11 protein-coding genes are annotated in these 14,705 nt (G+C 60.9%); all 11 read right to left on the bottom strand.

Translation table 11 applies throughout. The features are described 5' to 3' along the window. Nucleotides 1-7: 7 nt before the first annotated feature. The 11 genes from MTP36_RS06670 to MTP36_RS06620 all read right to left on the bottom strand — a co-directional run bounded on the left by MTP36_RS06670 (nt 8) and on the right by MTP36_RS06620 (nt 14,318). Nucleotides 8-1,000, bottom strand: coding sequence for a LacI family DNA-binding transcriptional regulator (locus tag MTP36_RS06670; RefSeq protein ID WP_249254220.1), 993 nt, complete (start codon nt 998-1,000; stop codon nt 8-10). Nucleotides 1,001-1,195: 195 nt separating this feature from the next. Further along, nucleotides 1,196-1,993, bottom strand: a complete 798-nt coding sequence (locus MTP36_RS06665) for a hypothetical protein (RefSeq protein WP_249254219.1) — start codon at nt 1,991-1,993, stop codon at nt 1,196-1,198. 75 nt (nt 1,994-2,068) lie between these two features. Continuing rightward, entirely contained in the window at nt 2,069-3,127 is a 1,059-nt protein-coding gene (locus MTP36_RS06660) for a hypothetical protein (protein ID WP_249254218.1), read from the bottom strand. Between the two features lie 27 nt (nt 3,128-3,154). Continuing rightward, nucleotides 3,155-5,299: an ATP-dependent zinc metalloprotease FtsH gene (ftsH, locus tag MTP36_RS06655; RefSeq protein ID WP_249254217.1), complete on the bottom strand. Its 2,145-nt coding sequence runs from the start codon at nt 5,297-5,299 to the stop codon at nt 3,155-3,157. Nucleotides 5,300-5,329: 30 nt separating this feature from the next. Beyond that, nucleotides 5,330-5,878, bottom strand: a complete 549-nt coding sequence (gene hpt / locus MTP36_RS06650) for a hypoxanthine phosphoribosyltransferase (RefSeq protein ID WP_055185051.1) — start codon at nt 5,876-5,878, stop codon at nt 5,330-5,332. Next, entirely contained in the window at nt 5,862-7,298 is a 1,437-nt protein-coding gene (gene tilS / locus MTP36_RS06645; RefSeq protein WP_249254215.1) for a tRNA lysidine(34) synthetase TilS, read from the bottom strand. Before tilS ends, hpt begins: the two co-directional genes overlap by 17 nt. Next, a complete protein-coding gene (gene dnaB, locus MTP36_RS06640; RefSeq protein ID WP_055185048.1) occupies nt 7,298-8,698 on the bottom strand; it encodes a replicative DNA helicase in 1,401 nt (466 codons plus the stop codon). Before dnaB ends, tilS begins: the two co-directional genes overlap by 1 nt. Nucleotides 8,699-8,784: 86 nt before the next feature. Continuing rightward, nucleotides 8,785-9,240: a 50S ribosomal protein L9 gene (rplI, locus tag MTP36_RS06635; RefSeq protein ID WP_249254214.1), complete on the bottom strand. Its 456-nt coding sequence runs from the start codon at nt 9,238-9,240 to the stop codon at nt 8,785-8,787. 94 nt (nt 9,241-9,334) lie between these two features. Then, nucleotides 9,335-10,438: a UDP-galactopyranose mutase gene (glf, locus tag MTP36_RS06630; protein WP_055185047.1), complete on the bottom strand. Its 1,104-nt coding sequence runs from the start codon at nt 10,436-10,438 to the stop codon at nt 9,335-9,337. A 3-nt stretch (nt 10,439-10,441) separates the two neighbouring features. Then, nucleotides 10,442-12,439 carry a DHH family phosphoesterase gene (locus MTP36_RS06625; RefSeq protein WP_199680536.1) on the bottom strand — a complete coding sequence of 666 codons (1,998 nt, stop codon included), beginning with the start codon at nt 12,437-12,439 and terminating at the stop codon, nt 10,442-10,444. A gap of 49 nt (nt 12,440-12,488) precedes the next feature. Further along, on the bottom strand, nt 12,489-14,318 hold the full coding sequence (locus tag MTP36_RS06620; protein WP_249254213.1) for a ribonuclease J: 1,830 nt from the start codon (nt 14,316-14,318) through the stop codon (nt 12,489-12,491). Between the last annotated feature and the right edge of the window lie 387 nt (nt 14,319-14,705).

Genomic DNA, 14,705 nt, shown 5'->3' with positions numbered 1-14,705 from the left:
CTCTTTTTTACAGCGAGCCGCGCTCTACCAGCGTATAGCCCAGCGTGGTCTGGCGCACCGGCGCAGCGTCCGGCCCGGTATGCTCCAGGCTTTGCAGCAGCATCCGGGCGGCCTCCTGCCCTACCTGCTTTTGGTAGAAGCGGATGGTGGTCAAGCCGGGCTGCACTACCTTGCTCGCCCAGTTATCTCCGATGCCTGCAAGGCCGACATCCTCCCCTACCCTGCGCCCGGCAGCGCGCAGCACCTGCAAAGCGCCAAAGGCCACGGTGTCGGTCACACAGATCACACCGTCCAGCTGCGGGCAGCGCGCCAACAGCTCCTCCATGCAGCGGTGTCCCTCTTCCATGGAAAAGGCGGCGCAGTAAGCGCGGGGCAGACCATCTGCGTTCAGTCCGGCCTCCCGCAGTGCATCCTGCACACCCTGACGGCGGGCAATGCCGGTGGCGGCGTCCTGCTCGCTGCCGCCGATGTACACGATATTTTTGCGGCCATGCTCCAGCATCTTCCGGGTCAGGTCGCGGGCAGCAGAGCGGTCGTCGTTATAAACGCAGGGCAGGTCTGCAAAGCGCTGCCCTGTTACTACCACAGGCACACGGCAGTCTTTCAGCGCCTTGCACAGCTGCGGGCTGGAATCGTAGCCCAGCAGAATGATCCCGGCCACGTGGTTGCGCTGCAATGCTGTAAGATATTCCAGCTCCATCTGCTCGTCCAGCTGGGTGTCAGCCAGCAGCATCAGGTAGCGGCTTGCGCCCAGCTCGGTTGCAATGCCGCTGGTGATCTGCCCCACCGACTGGGAGCTGATGCTGGGCACAATGACCCCCACCTGACGCACCTTGCCGGTGCGCAGGGTCTGGGCGGCAGTGTCCGGGCTGTAACCGGTCTGCTCCACTACGGCTTGTATCACGGCACGCTTCTGCTCGCTGAGAGGGCCGCCGTTCAAATAGCGGCTGACCGCAGCACTGGAAACGCCTGCCAGCTTTGCAATATCACTGATGGTCATAGGGTTTTTCTCCGTTCCCTCTCCTGCGGTAATGTGTAAACGTTTTCATGCTTATTATAAATCCGTTTCATATTTCCCGCAAGAGGTGCAATGACCGTTTTTCTGCGTGGCTATCCGCTACTTTTTTGGTTGTTTTGTACAACGCAGCCGTTTTCGCTTTCCAATTTACCTCCAGATTTGCAAAAAATGTTGCATTTACAGCAAACCCATGCTGATGGCGCGTGCGATAAGCCCCAGCACCAGCGCTGCCAGAATAATGCCCAGTGCCACCCTGCTCTCGCCGCCGGTCTGCTGCTTTTTGCTGCGGGAGGCTGTGCCGCGGCTCTGCTTTGTACCGGTGCTGCGGCTGCGGGCAGAGGTGCTCTGCCGCCCGCCAGTGCTTTTGGTGCTGCGGACAGTCTGGGGATTGCGGGGCTTTGTGCGGGCGGCGGCTTTTCCCTGCTGTGCGTTCTGCGGGCTGCTCTGACGCACTTTGAGGGGTTTGCCCTCGCTGCAGCGGTTCAGGTAGTCCTCTGCCTCGCGGTAATACTGCGCCAGCTCGTTCTCCTTAAAGGCGGTACCGGCGTAGCCCTCTTCCAGCGCCTCGATGGCTTCGTTGAACAGCAGCGCCGCCTGTGCGCCGTCTGCTGCAACTGCCGCGTGGGCAGCTTCGTTGCGGGCGGTGCGGATGGCGTTGCAGGCATGGCGGGCGGCAGAGGGGTGCGCCGTGTTGCCCAGCAAGTCCAGCGGGCGGGCGGCATCAGTCTCCGGGTCCAGCAGCACCCGCATACACAGGGTAGTGTCCAGCTGCTGCCAGCTGGTCTTGCCGGTAAGATCCGGCATACGGTCATAATAATCCGGGCTTTCCTGCTTGCGGGCGGCAATATGCTCCAGCAGCGCGTCCAGACTGTGCGCCCCAGGCTTGCGCTCCCAGTGCCAGCGCAGCAGGCGGCGGCTGATCTCATCGCAGACGGTCTTGATTTCAAAAGCCACCTGTAAAGCTTGTTCCGGCATGGCATTTCCTTTCTGTGCAATGCACACAAAAGGCGGAGAAGGCACGCTGCCCCCTCCGCCGGGATGAATCTTATTTTACAGCACGAACTGGTAGTACACAAAGCCGCACAGTGCGATAGCTGCACACAGGATGGCCGTAATGGGCGGCACCCAGCGGATCAGCGCTTCTGCCACGCTGTCCCGGCTGTCCTCGTACTCCTCGTCATCGTCCTCCACAGGCGCGGGCTGACGCACCGGAGCCGGTGCCGGACGGCGGGCAGCGGCGGGCATCACGCGGGTGCCCTCGTCTGCCGCAGCAACGTCGGAAATCGGTGCGCGGGCAGCGGCGTCCAGCACACGGGTAGGCTCCGAGATGGGCTGGACGGGGGCAGCCTTCGGCTGGTAAGCCGCTGCGCCCATGACCCGGGTGGGCTCCTCTACGGGCGCTGCCGGGGCGATGGGGGCTGCACCCACGATGCGGGTAGGCTCCTCCACCGCAGCGTCCGCTGCGGGCGCCGCCGGGGCGCTGAGGGGCATTTCCATCTCGTCTGCCGGAGCGGCGGGCTGCAACAGGGTATTCAGCGCATTCTGCAGCAGAATGCGGTCGCAGCCGCACTCCGAGCAGTAAACGGTGTCCTCCTCAGTGGGGTGGAAGGCACCGCAGGCACAGTACCAGCCGTTTTCAAACACCTGCGGCTGATACTTGAGCCCGGTACGGTTCATGCGGGCTTCCAGCGTCTTTTGCAGCTCTGGAGCCAGACGGCGGGGTGCGGGCAGGCGCACACGCTTGATACCGTCCAGATGCACCACACGCTTGCCGTTGTACACATTGCACAGCGAAACATCCACGCTGGTGATGGCCTTTGCCGTGATGAACACGGCATCGTCCTGCCCGAACAGCTCGCCGGGCTTTACCTGAAGATCCCGATACTCGAACTTATCCTCGCACAGGATCACACCGTCCACGCCTTTGCATTTGAAGTGGATCTCCAGTGCGGTCAGGGTCACGCGGGAAATATTCTTGAAGGTCAGGCAGACAGCGTGCTCGCCGCTGACGTCCCCCTTGAGCAGCTCCACGCAGACGAACTGCACCGGGCTGCCGGGGGTATAGTAGTTTGCGCGGGTCTGGGCGACCGGGTTAAAATTTTCCTCCACGATGTTCGCTCCTTTTCTTAAAAAAGCTTAGTCCTGCTGCTCCGGGGCGTCTGGCTGCGGCGCTTCCGGCTGGGCAGGCTCGGCCTGCTCGGCGGGTTCGGCACGCTCAGCAGTTTCCGCAGGCTCTGCGGGCTGCACCGGGGCAGGCTGCACGGTCTGGTCGGGCTGCGCCTGCTCAGGCTTTGCATCCTCGCAGGGGGGCAGAGTGCCGCCGGCCATAATGGTGTTGAACTGCTCCTCGTTGAGCTTTTCGCGCTCCATCAGAGCCTTGGCCAGCGCATGGAGCTGGTCGATGTGCTCCGTCAGGGTGCGGCGGCAGGTCTCGTAAGCCTCATCGATGATATCACGGGTCTCGCTGTCGATCTCGGCAGCGGTGGTCTCGCTGTAACCCTTGCCCTGACCAAAGTCGCGGCCAAGGAAGGTCTCCTCCTGCGAGGTACCGTAGACCACAGGGCCCAGACGCTCGGAGAAGCCGTAGCGGGTGATCATCTGGCGTGCGATGTTGGTAGCCTGCTGCAGGTCGTTGGAGGCACCGGTGGAGATGTCCTCCAAGATCAGCTGCTCGGCCACGCGGCCGCCCAAGCTGGACACGATGTCCTCAAACATCTCGCCCTTGGTCACATAGCTGCGGTCCTTCTCGGGCAGATACATGGTATAGCCGCCAGCCTGACCGCGCGGGATGATGGTGATCTCGTGCACGCGGGGGTGGTGCTTGCAGTAGAAGCCTGCTACTGCGTGACCGGCCTCGTGGTAGGCGGTGAGTTTTTTCTCCTCCGGGGTGACCACGCGGCTCTTCTTCTCAGGGCCTGCCATCACCTTCATGGAAGCTTCCTCGATATCCTCCATGGTAATGGCCTTGCGGTTGCGGCGGGCAGCCAGCAGCGCGGCTTCGTTGACAAGGTTCTCAAGGTCTGCACCGGCAAAACCGGCAGTGCGCTGGGCAATGACCTTCAGGGAGACGTCCGGTGCAAGGGGCTTGTTGCGGGTATGCACCTTCAGGATCTCCTCGCGTCCCCTGACATCTGGCAGACCCACATAGACCTGACGGTCAAAGCGGCCGGGACGCAGCAGTGCCTTATCCAGAATATCAGCACGGTTGGTGGCAGCCATGACGATGATGCCGTCGTTGGCTTCAAAGCCGTCCATCTCCACCAACAGCTGGTTCAAAGTCTGCTCGCGCTCATCGTGACCGCCGCCCAGACCTGCGCCGCGCTGACGACCCACGGCATCGATCTCATCAATAAAGATGATGCAAGGCATGGTCTTTTTGGCCTTATCGAACAGGTCACGCACACGGGATGCGCCCACGCCGACATACATTTCCACAAAGTCAGAGCCGGAGATGGAGTAGAAGGGCACCCCGGCCTCACCTGCACAGGCACGCGCCAGCAGGGTCTTACCGGTACCCGGAGGGCCCACCAGCAGCACGCCATGCGGGATGCGGGCACCCAGCGTATTGAACTTATCCGGGCTCTTGAGGAACTCCACAACTTCCTTGAGCTCCTCTTTTTCCTCGTCCTCACCGGCCACATCGGCAAAGGTGGCAGTCTTTTTGTTCTCGTGCTCGTCCTTTACCTTGGCCTTGCCCACGTTCATGATGCCGCCGCCACCAGCACCGCCGCGCATCATGGAGAACAGCAAAAAGCCGGTGCAGCCCAGCATAGCCAGATAGAACAGGATTTCCATCCAGGGGATGGTCTCCTTGGCGGGCACATAGTCGTACACCATGGGCGCATCGGGGTTGGCTGCATCGTACTGGGCGATGTAGTCCGACACATGGTCCACGAACATCCGGGCGTAGGGCAGCTTATAACTGACTGTCTCGGTGCCGTCCTCGTTCTTCTTTACCCCGGTGGGGGCAGAGGAAGAGGAGGACAGCAGACCGGAAAGCAGCCCGCCCGTGGACTGGGCAGTGCTCTGCTCGGCAGCGTTGGGCAGCTCCTGTGCGCCCTCCTTCAGGGTCATGGTGATCACGCCGGTGTTCAGATCCAGCGAGAATTTGGTGACCTGATTGCTCTCAAAATAGTGTACCACCGTGGAATATGCCATAGAGGAGCCGCTGGCGCTGCCGCCGGTGCCGCCCAGCACCGACCACACCATCAGCACGGCTGCCAGCACAATGGCGATCACCAGCGGATTGAAACGGGGTTTCTTCGGTTGCAAAAAAATCAACTCCAGTTCTGGATTTTTATAATGGACACGTTACTTCGTGTAGACCTCGGGTTTCAGCACGCCGACATAGGGCAGGTTGCGGTATTTTTCATCGTAGTCCAGACCGTAGCCCACCACGAACTCGTCCGGCACCTGAAAACCCTCGTAATCCGGCTGGATGTCGGCCTTGCGGCGGCTGGGCTTATCAAGGATGGTGCAGATCTTAACGGAGTTCGGGTTGCGCATCTTGAGCATGGGCACAAGGTTGGACAGAGTGACACCGGTGTCCAGAATGTCCTCCACGATCAGCACATCCTTGCCGGACAGATCACCGTCCAGATCCTTGATGATCTTGACCAGACCGCTGGAGGTGGTGTTGCTGCCGCCGTAGCTGGAGACCACCATAAAGTCGATATTGCAGGGGATGCTCACAGCCCGCATCAGGTCGGCCATAAAGACCACCGAGCCCTTGAGGATGGACACCAGCACCAGATTTTTACCGGCATAGTCCCGGCTGATCTGAGCACCCAGCTCTGCCACCTTGGCCTTCAGCTGCTCTTCGCTGACCAGAACGGTCTTGATATCATCGTGCATACTCATTTGTTTTTTCCTCCTGTGTTTCGATCTCTGCATCCAAGTGCAGGATCCATCTGCTTTCCGTGTCCGGTGCAAGGCCATCGGCAAAGCCTTCTCCACACACCCATAAAATTTCGCTTCCGCTGGCAAGCAGCGGCAGCGTATCCCGCAGTTCGTTCGGGACACCGGCCTCGTTCATCCACTTACGCAGCGGCTTGCTCAAGCCCCGCCCCGCAGGCCGGAAGCGGTCTCCCGGCTGTCGGGCACGCAGCACAAGGCCAGTGTACAACGTAGTTATTCTAGCATAATCCGCCCGATTTTTTAAGTCTTTTTTATGAACGACTTGTATTTTTTCTTCAAAATCGGCTTTTAACAGCTCTGCTTTCCCTTTCCAGCCCCCGCGCAGCCGGAATTCCGGCTGTTTTTGGGGCAAAAAGGGCAGCTGCGGCGGCAGGTTCTCCGGCTGCTCGGGCAGCGCGTCCGGCAGCGTTTCCTGCCGCAGACAGCCGTTCCCGGCGCAAAAGCGTACCTGTCCAGTCAGCTGTACTGCGCCGCTGCCCTGCCGCACCACGGCGCACAGCAGCTGCACATATTTTTCCTCTGCGTCCCGCACCGGAGCCACAAGGCTATGCAGCGCGGTCTCCAGCAGCAATGGGTCTGCCGACTGCAAAGGTGCCAGCTGCCACGCCGGTTCTGCGCCGGGCAGGCGTGCCGCCGCCAGAAGCTTTGCAGCCCCGGCGGCAAGGTAGGCATCTGCCCGCGCGGCCTTTTCACAGAACCGTGCCAGATTCTGCACCGCTGCCGCGTTGGTGCTTTCCAGCGCAGGCAGGGCGCTGTGGCGCAGCCGATTGCGGGCGTAGGCATCGGTGTCGTTGGTCTCGTCGGTGACCCACGGCTGTCCTGCTGCCCGACAGACAGCCTCGGTCTCGGCGCGGCTCAGGCAGAGCAGCGGGCGCAGGTAGCACCCGCGCCTTGGCCGGATGCCGCCCGCACCGTGCAGCCCGGTACCGCGTGCCAGCCGCAGCAGCAGCGTTTCGGCTTGGTCATTTGCAGTATGGGCCGTAGCGATGGCATCTATCCCCTGCCCTTGCAGCTGTGCAAAGGCCGTGTAGCGCAGACGGCGCGCCCAGTCCTCCCCGGCGTGTGCCGGGGGCGGGGTCAGCTCTGCCGCATGGAACACCCGCAGCGGCACGCCCAGACGGGCGCATTCTGCCCGCACAAAGGCCTCGTCCCGGTCGGCGCTCTGCCCGCGCAGACCGTGGTTCACATGGCAGGCAGAAAGCGTATAGCCGAACCTCGGCTGCAATTGCCGCAGCAAGAGCAGCAGCGCCATGCTGTCCGCCCCGCCGGAGACTGCTGCTGCCAGATGCTGCGGTGCGCCGGGCTGCAAAAGCCCCTCCCGGGTGCAGAAATCCTCCACCCGGGCAAGGATCGCGGCATCCATCAGCGTTTGAAGTCCACATCCATAAAGCGGGTGTGGGCACCATCCCAGCCCAGCGGCACAGTGCTGGTCTCGCCGTGACGGTTCTTTGCCACGATACACTCGGCGGTATCAGCATCCACCTCAGCGCCGTCCGGGTTCTGGCTGGCGTAGTAGGAATCGCGGTACAAAAACAGAACGCAGTCTGCGTCCTGCTCGATGGAACCGGAGTCGCGCAGGTCAGAAAGCTGCGGGCGATGGCTGGAGTTGTTGCCCTGCTTTTCCACCGCACGGGACAGCTGGCTCAACGCGATGATGGGCACGTTCAGCTCCTTGGCCATGATCTTCAGGTTACGGGTGATGGAGCTGATCTCCTGCACGCGGTTCTCGCTGCGCTGGCCGGTGGTCATCAGCTGCAGATAGTCGATGACGATCAGGCCCACGTTGGGGCGGGCAGGGTCCTGATTCACCCGGCGGATCTTGGCCTTCATCTCGGTGATGGTGATGCCGGAGGTATCGTCCATATAGATCGGTGCATCGTGCAGCTTTTCGGTGGCCAGCGCCAGATACTCCCAGTCCTCGGCACGCAGCGCACCGGTACGGAAGGCCTGACTGTCGATACCGGCCTCCGACGAGAGGATACGGTTGGTCAGCTGCTCCTTGGTCATTTCCAGACTGAAAATGGCCACCGGCACCTTTTGCTGCATGGCCACGCGGGTGGCGATGTTCAGCGCAAAGCTGGTTTTGCCCATACCGGGACGGGCTGCCAGAATGACCAGATCGCCGCGGCCAAGGCCGGTAAGCACGGTATCCAGCAGCCGGAACCCGGTGGGGATGCCCTTGTACTTATCCGCATCCGGGCCGCTGATCTTTTGCAGGTTGGTCAGCGTTTCCACCATGCTGGACGAAAGCGGGGTCAAGGCGCTGGAATCGCGGCCAGAGCGGATCTCGTAGATGCGCTGCTCGGCGTTTTCCAGCAGAAGGTCGGCGTCCGGCTCGTCCCCGGCGTCCTGCAAGATGTCCTTGGCGACCCCCATCAGCTGACGCACCAGATATTTTTCCTGCACGATCTGGGCATAGGCCTTTACGTTGGAGATGCTGGGCACCGTTTCCGCCAGACCGGTCAGGTAGATCTTGGCCTCGTCTGCACTGGGGAACACGCCATCGGACACCACCGCATCCAGCAGGGTGACAAAATCAATGGTCTGGTCGTTGGTGAACAGGCGCAGCATCTCGGTCCAGATCTGGGCGTTCTGCCGGGTGTAGAACATTTCCGGCTTGAGGATCTCCACAAGATCGGTCAGGGTGTCGGGCTTGAGCAGCACCGCGCCCAGCACGCTCTGCTCTGCCTGCATATTGTAGGGCAGATTGATGCCCACGCTCTCCAGATTCAGTTCATTGGAATAACGTCGTTCGTTCGGCATAGTAGTTTATCCTTATCCAAAATCCAAAGCTTCCTGTAAAGCCAAAAAGCGCCCCCTGCTGTGAGGGGGCGCAAACGGCACACAGATCAGGCCTGTTCCACTTCCACCTGGATCCTGAAGGAAGCCACGACGCCAACGTACAGACGGACCTTGCCGTTGAACACGCCGGCATCCTTGATGTCCTTGGTCTCCAGCTCGATCTTCTTTTTGTCGATGGGTGCACCTGCCAGCGCAGCCAGTGCCTCGGCAACTTCCTTGCCGGTCACCTTGCCGTGCAGACGGCCGGATGCGCCGCCCTTGGCCTTGATGGTCACGGTCTTGCCCTCGATCTTGGCAGCCAGAGCCTTGGCGGCTGCCACGTTCTCAGCCTCGTGGAAATCGGCTGCGGCCTCCTTGCCGCGGGCCATGTTCACAGCGCTGGCATCCGCCACAGCGGCCAGCTTGCGCGGGAACAGGTAGTTGCGGGCGTAGCCGTCGGAGACCTCGTGGATCTCGTCCTTCTTACCGATGCCCTTGATATCCTGCTTCAGAATCACTTTCATGATAGTATCCCTCACTTCTCACCGGAAAACCGGTGCAGTCTTATGGTAATAGTATAGCGCATTTGTCGTTTTTGGGCAAGAGGAAGCGGGGCATTTACGCCAGTTCCTTTGCGGCCACGTCCAGCGCTACCTCGATGACCTTGTCCATGTCGTAGTACTTATACTCGCCCAGACGACCGCCGAAGATCACACCCGGCTCGGCATCGGCCAGCGCCTTGTACTGCGCATACAGGGCACCGTTCTTCTCATCGTTGACGGGATAGTAGGGCTCGTCGCCCTTTTTCCACTCGGCGCTGTACTCCCGGCTGATAACGGTCTTGGGCTGGGTGCCGAACTCGAAGTGCTTGTGCTCGATGATGCGGGTATAGGGGGTCTCAGCATCGGTGTAGTTGACCACCGCGTTGCCTTGATAGTTGTCGGTATCCAGCACCTCAGTCTCAAAGCGGACGCTGCGGTACTGCAGCGCGCCCAGACGGTAGCCGAAGTAGGCGTCCACCGGGCCGGTGTAGACCACCTTTTCAGCCAGTGCGTCCAGCGCAGCCTTGTCGGCCAGATAATCCACATTCAGGCGCACCTCGGTACCAGCCAGCATCTTTTCCACCATGGCGGTGTATCCGCCATTGGGGATGCCCTGATACAGGGCGTTGAAGTAGTTGTCGTCGTAGGTAAAGCGCACCGGCAGGCGCTTGATGATAAAGGCGGGCAGCTCGGTGCAGGGTCGTCCCCACTGCTTGCCGGTGTAGCCCTTGATGAGCTTTTCGTAGATATCGGTGCCCACAAGGCTGATGGCCTGCTCTTCGAGGTTCTGCGGGTCGGTGATGCCGGCAGCGGCCTTCTGCTCTTCGATCTTGGCCTTTGCTTCGGCAGGAGTCACAACACCCCACATCTTGTTGAAGGTGTTCATGTTGAAGGGCAGATTGTAGATCTGGCCGTGGTAGTTGGCCACCGGGCTGTTGGTATAGCGGTTGAACTCTGCAAACTGGTTTACATACTGCCACACGGCCTTGTTGTTGGTGTGGAAGATATGCGCGCCGTAGCGGTGCACATTGATGCCCTCCACATTCTCGGTGTAGATATTGCCCGCGATATGGTCGCGCTTATCAATGACCAGACACTTTTTGCCTGCTTTTTTTGCCTCGTGGGCAAACACGGCACCGAACAGACCGGCACCAACGATGAGATAATCGTACTGTTTCATGTTTTATTCCCCTTTTGCCGGTCGTGCTTCCGGCGTAGTCTTTTTCTGGGAGAGATAATATTGGTCGATGGCATCCTGAATGCGGCTGCGGGCCGCCTGCGGGGTGATATGCTTCAGCTGGGCTGCTGCCATGGTCTGATGACCGCCGCCGCCCAGCGACTCCATGATCACCTGCACATTCACGGCACCCATGCTGCGGGCAGAGATGTTTACGCCGTTGCCCACCTGCACTGCCACAAAGCTGGCGTCCACGCCCTGAATGCGCAGCAGGTCGTTGGCGGCCTGCGCAATGGCGACCCGGGCTTCCGGGGCGACCTCGCCGCCAATGGAGATGGCACAGTTTTTGTACATCTGCGCCTTTTCCACCAGATCGGCCTTGGCGTTGTACTCCACCATGGTCACATCGAACAGCCTGCGCACCCGCTCGGTCTCTGCGCCGTAGCGGCGCAGTGCAGCGGCGGCTTCAAAAGTACGCACACCGGTGTGCAAGGTAAAGTCCTGCGTATCCAGCAAAATACCGGCAAGCAGACCTTCGGCTTCAATGCGATTGGGCTTGTCGTCCCGCTCGCCCACATACTGCAAAAGCTCGGTGACCAGCTCGCTGGCCGAGGAAGAATAGGGCTCGTGGCAGACCAGCGCCGGGTTCTCAATGTAGCCCACACCCTTGCGGTGGTGGTCGATGACAGCAACCTTGCCGCATTTTTCCAGAATGTCCTTGCTTTCCACAAGGCCCACCTGATATGTATCCACCACGATACACAGGGTACGCTTAGAAATGATGGGCAGGGCGTCCTTGGGGTCAATGAAGTCATCCTTCTGCCCCGCCTTGCACAGCGCATCAATCAGGCTGGCCGCCAGTGTAGCGTCCCGCCGGACGGCGATGACCGCCGGCACATCGCAGATCTTACAAATGCGCAGCACGCCCTCGGCTGCGCCGATAGCATCCAGATCGCTCATGCGGTGACCCATGATGACCACATGGTCGGCTTCTTTGATCAGTTTGACCAGCTGGTCGGCCACAAGGCGGCTGCGCACCTTGCTGCGCTTTTCCACACCATGGCTCACGCCGCCGTAGAAGGTAAAGCCATCCAGCGTCATCTCAGCGGCCTGATCGCCGCCGCGTCCCTGCGCCATATCCAACGCGTGCTCGGCCATATCCTGCGCTTCCCGCAGGGTGCGTGCACCGCGTCCGATACCAATGGACATCGAAAGGCTCACGCCGGGGTCCAGTGCGCGGATCTTATCCAGCACATCGTAGCCGCGGTTGGCGAACTGCTCCAGCTGGCGCTCCTCCACCACTGCAATGTAGCGTCCGCCGCTGCCTACCCGGCGCAGAAAGCCGCTGCCGCGCCCGATCATATCCTCCAGAATGCGGTTGACGCCCTCCAGCAGGCGGGCGCGCTCGCTGTCCATCAGGTCCCCGAACACATCATCGTAGCCATCCAGCTGAAAGGCAAGATACCCCGGACGGCTGGCCTTGTACTCTGCCTCGATGCGGCGCAGCTCGGTCTCCTCGTTCAGCACCAGCAGGGTCATGCTTTCGGCTTCGCCGGGCACGGTGGAGCTGTGCACGCTCCAGTAGCCGTCGGCAAGGGTCAGCAGCTGTCCCTCACGCTTGCGGCACAGCTGCAGATCCAGCCCGGGCAGCAGCTTCTGCACCCGGCTGGCCAGCACATCCTGCCCGCCCAGCAGACGGGTGCGGAACTGGCTGTTGTACCACAGCACCGTCTCGCCGGAAAGCAGCGCCGCAGGCTGGGAAAGGGGCTCCAGACTGAACTGCACCTTGGATTTTTCAAAGGTGGTGCCGCTTGTCCAGCGCACCACCCAGCTGCGCAGCTTGCAGCGGAACAGGGTTGCCCCTATGCCCCACAGCACCACCAGCACAGCCAGCAGCGGCCATGCCATGGGGCGCTGCACCAGCAGCGCCAGCAGCAAAAGGCCGCACAGCACCGCCAGACTGGCCGTGAGCATTTCCAGTGTCCATCTTGGTTTACGTTTCATTGGTTTTTTTGCCTCCTCAGACGCTGCACCGCCTTGCGGTGCGCCCGGGTCAGACCTCCATCAGGATCGGTAGAATCATCGGGCTGCGCTTGGTGCGCCGGTAGATATAACTGCTCAGCGCCTCACGCACACGGGTCTTTACGCTGTTCCAGTCCCGGACGTGCTCGTCCACACAGCGCTCCAGTGCATTTTCCACAATGCTCTGGGCACCGTCCATCAGGCTCTCGTTCTCGCGCACATACACGAAGCCCCGGCTTACCAGATCCGGCCCGGCCAGCACCTTGCCGGTCTTGCTGTCCACGGTAGCCACGATGATAACAAGACCGTCCTCGGAGAGGTGCTTGCGGTCCCGCAGCACCACGTTGCCCACATCGCCCACGCCAAGGCCGTCCACCATAACGGCGCCGGCGGTCACCGGCTCGCCCAGCTTCATCTCGTCCTGCGAGAGGATAACGTTGGAGCCGTTTTCTGCAATGAGGATATTGCTGGTGGGAATGCCCAGACTTGCAGCGGTGAGGGCGTGCTTTTTCAGCTGCTTATACTCGCCGTGCACGGGCAGGAAGTACTTGGGCTTGGTCAGGGTGAGCATCAGCTTCTGCTCCTCCTGACAGGCGTGACCGGAAACATGCACATCGTACATGCTCTCGTAGATGACCTCTGCGCCCAGCAGCAGCAGACCGTTGACGATCTTGGTCACGCTCTTTTCGTTGCCAGGGATGGGGTTTGCGGAGATGATGATGAAGTCGCCGGGGCCTACCCGCACCTGACGGTGGCTGCAGGAGGCCATACGGCTCAGCGCGCTCAAGGGCTCGCCCTGACTGCCGGTAGTCACCAGCACCACCTGCTCCGGCGGGTACTGGTTCAGCTCGTCTACGCTGATCAGGGTGCCCTCCGGGATGTGCATATAGCCCAGCTCCTGCGCCATGGCGGTGTTGTTGACCATGCTGCGGCCGCTGAAGGCCACCTTGCGGCCATCCTCCACAGCCAGATCAATGATCTGCTGCACGCGGTAGATGTTGGACGCAAAGGTCGCAATGATGATGCGCTTGTTGCGGGCGCGGGCAAACAGGCTGCGCACACCGGCGGCCACCTTCTGCTCGGTGGCGGTAAAGCCCGGGCGCTCCGCGTTGGTGGAGTCGCTCAGCAAAGCCAGCACACCGCGCTGCCCGTACTCAGACAGGGTGGACAGGTCGGTCACGCCGCAGGCCAGCGGGGTGTAGTCGATCTTAAAGTCGCCGGTCTGGATGATGGTACCGGCGGGGCTGTCGATGGCAAAAGCCACAGCATCCGGGATGGAGTGGTTCACATGGATAGGCTCCACGGTAAAGCAGCCCAGCTTGATCTTCTGACGGGGCACGATCTCCACAAACTTGGTCTTGCCGGCAAGGCCGAACTCCTCCAGCTTGTTCTTGATCAGGCCGCAGGTCAGGCGGGTGCCATACACCGGCAGGCTGATCTTTTGCAGCAGATAGGGAATGCTGCCAATGTGGTCCTCGTGGCCGTGGGTGATGAGCAGACCCTTAATCTTGTCCTTGTTCTGCACCACAAAGGTGAAGTCCGGGATGACCATGTCCACGCCGAACATCTCGCTGTCCGGGAACACCAGACCGCAGTCCACGATGATCATATCGCCGTTGCACTCGTAGACGGTCATGTTCTTGCCGACCTCGCCCAGACCGCCCAGCGGGTAGATATGGATGGGGGTCGCTGCCTCCTTGGGCTGCTGCGCACGGCGCGGGCGGCGGTTATAGTAGGGGCGGCGGGTAGTGGGACGGGTGCGCTTTTCCCCTGCGGGAGCAGTGCCGTTTGCGGCGGCTGCCTTGGGCGCTGCCGGAGCTTTTGCGCGGGATGCGGGGTTATTTTCTTTTGCTTGAGCCATTCTTTACCTCCAGATTCAATTGCAAGCCAGACCGCGCTCCGCCGGGGAGAGCAGCCGCACCTTGCACAGGGGAAGCACCTGAAACTGCATCGGCTTCCGGTTGATGCATCGTATAGAATTTATCGTTCAGCGTGCTTTTTGCAGCAGCGCTGTTGGTTCCGCAAGAGATTCTTGGCCAGGTAAGTCCATCTGTTCGATGCGACCGTGGCGTTTCTGCCGGAACAGCCGGGCGCACGCCTTTGGTGCACCCCTATACGCATTTTGTTACGCTAAGTATAGTATCTCGCACCGGTTTTGTCAATTCCAAGGTTTGGCAAAACCGGGCCGGCGTATACATTGGCTCTTGACATCCCGGGCAAAATAGCGCTAAATAAAGGTATTCTATTC

The organism is Faecalibacterium sp. I4-1-79 (assembly GCF_023347235.1).
GTDB classification, from domain to species: domain Bacteria; phylum Bacillota; class Clostridia; order Oscillospirales; family Ruminococcaceae; genus Faecalibacterium; species Faecalibacterium tardum.
This window is presented reverse-complemented; position numbering and strand designations above follow the sequence as displayed.

Coding starts and splice junctions, on each gene's coding strand:
- MTP36_RS06670 (WP_249254220.1), bottom strand. CDS start 1,000: ATGACCATCAGTGATATTGCAAAGCTGGCAGGCGTTTCCAGTGCTGCG.
- MTP36_RS06665 (WP_249254219.1), bottom strand. CDS start 1,993: ATGCCGGAACAAGCTTTACAGGTGGCTTTTGAAATCAAGACCGTCTGC.
- hpt (WP_055185051.1), bottom strand. CDS start 5,878: ATGAGTATGCACGATGATATCAAGACCGTTCTGGTCAGCGAAGAGCAG.
- tilS (WP_249254215.1), bottom strand. CDS start 7,298: ATGGATGCCGCGATCCTTGCCCGGGTGGAGGATTTCTGCACCCGGGAG.
- dnaB (WP_055185048.1), bottom strand. CDS start 8,698: ATGCCGAACGAACGACGTTATTCCAATGAACTGAATCTGGAGAGCGTG.
- rplI (WP_249254214.1), bottom strand. CDS start 9,240: ATGAAAGTGATTCTGAAGCAGGATATCAAGGGCATCGGTAAGAAGGAC.
- glf (WP_055185047.1), bottom strand. CDS start 10,438: ATGAAACAGTACGATTATCTCATCGTTGGTGCCGGTCTGTTCGGTGCC.
- MTP36_RS06625 (WP_199680536.1), bottom strand. CDS start 12,439: ATGAAACGTAAACCAAGATGGACACTGGAAATGCTCACGGCCAGTCTG.
- MTP36_RS06620 (WP_249254213.1), bottom strand. CDS start 14,318: ATGGCTCAAGCAAAAGAAAATAACCCCGCATCCCGCGCAAAAGCTCCG.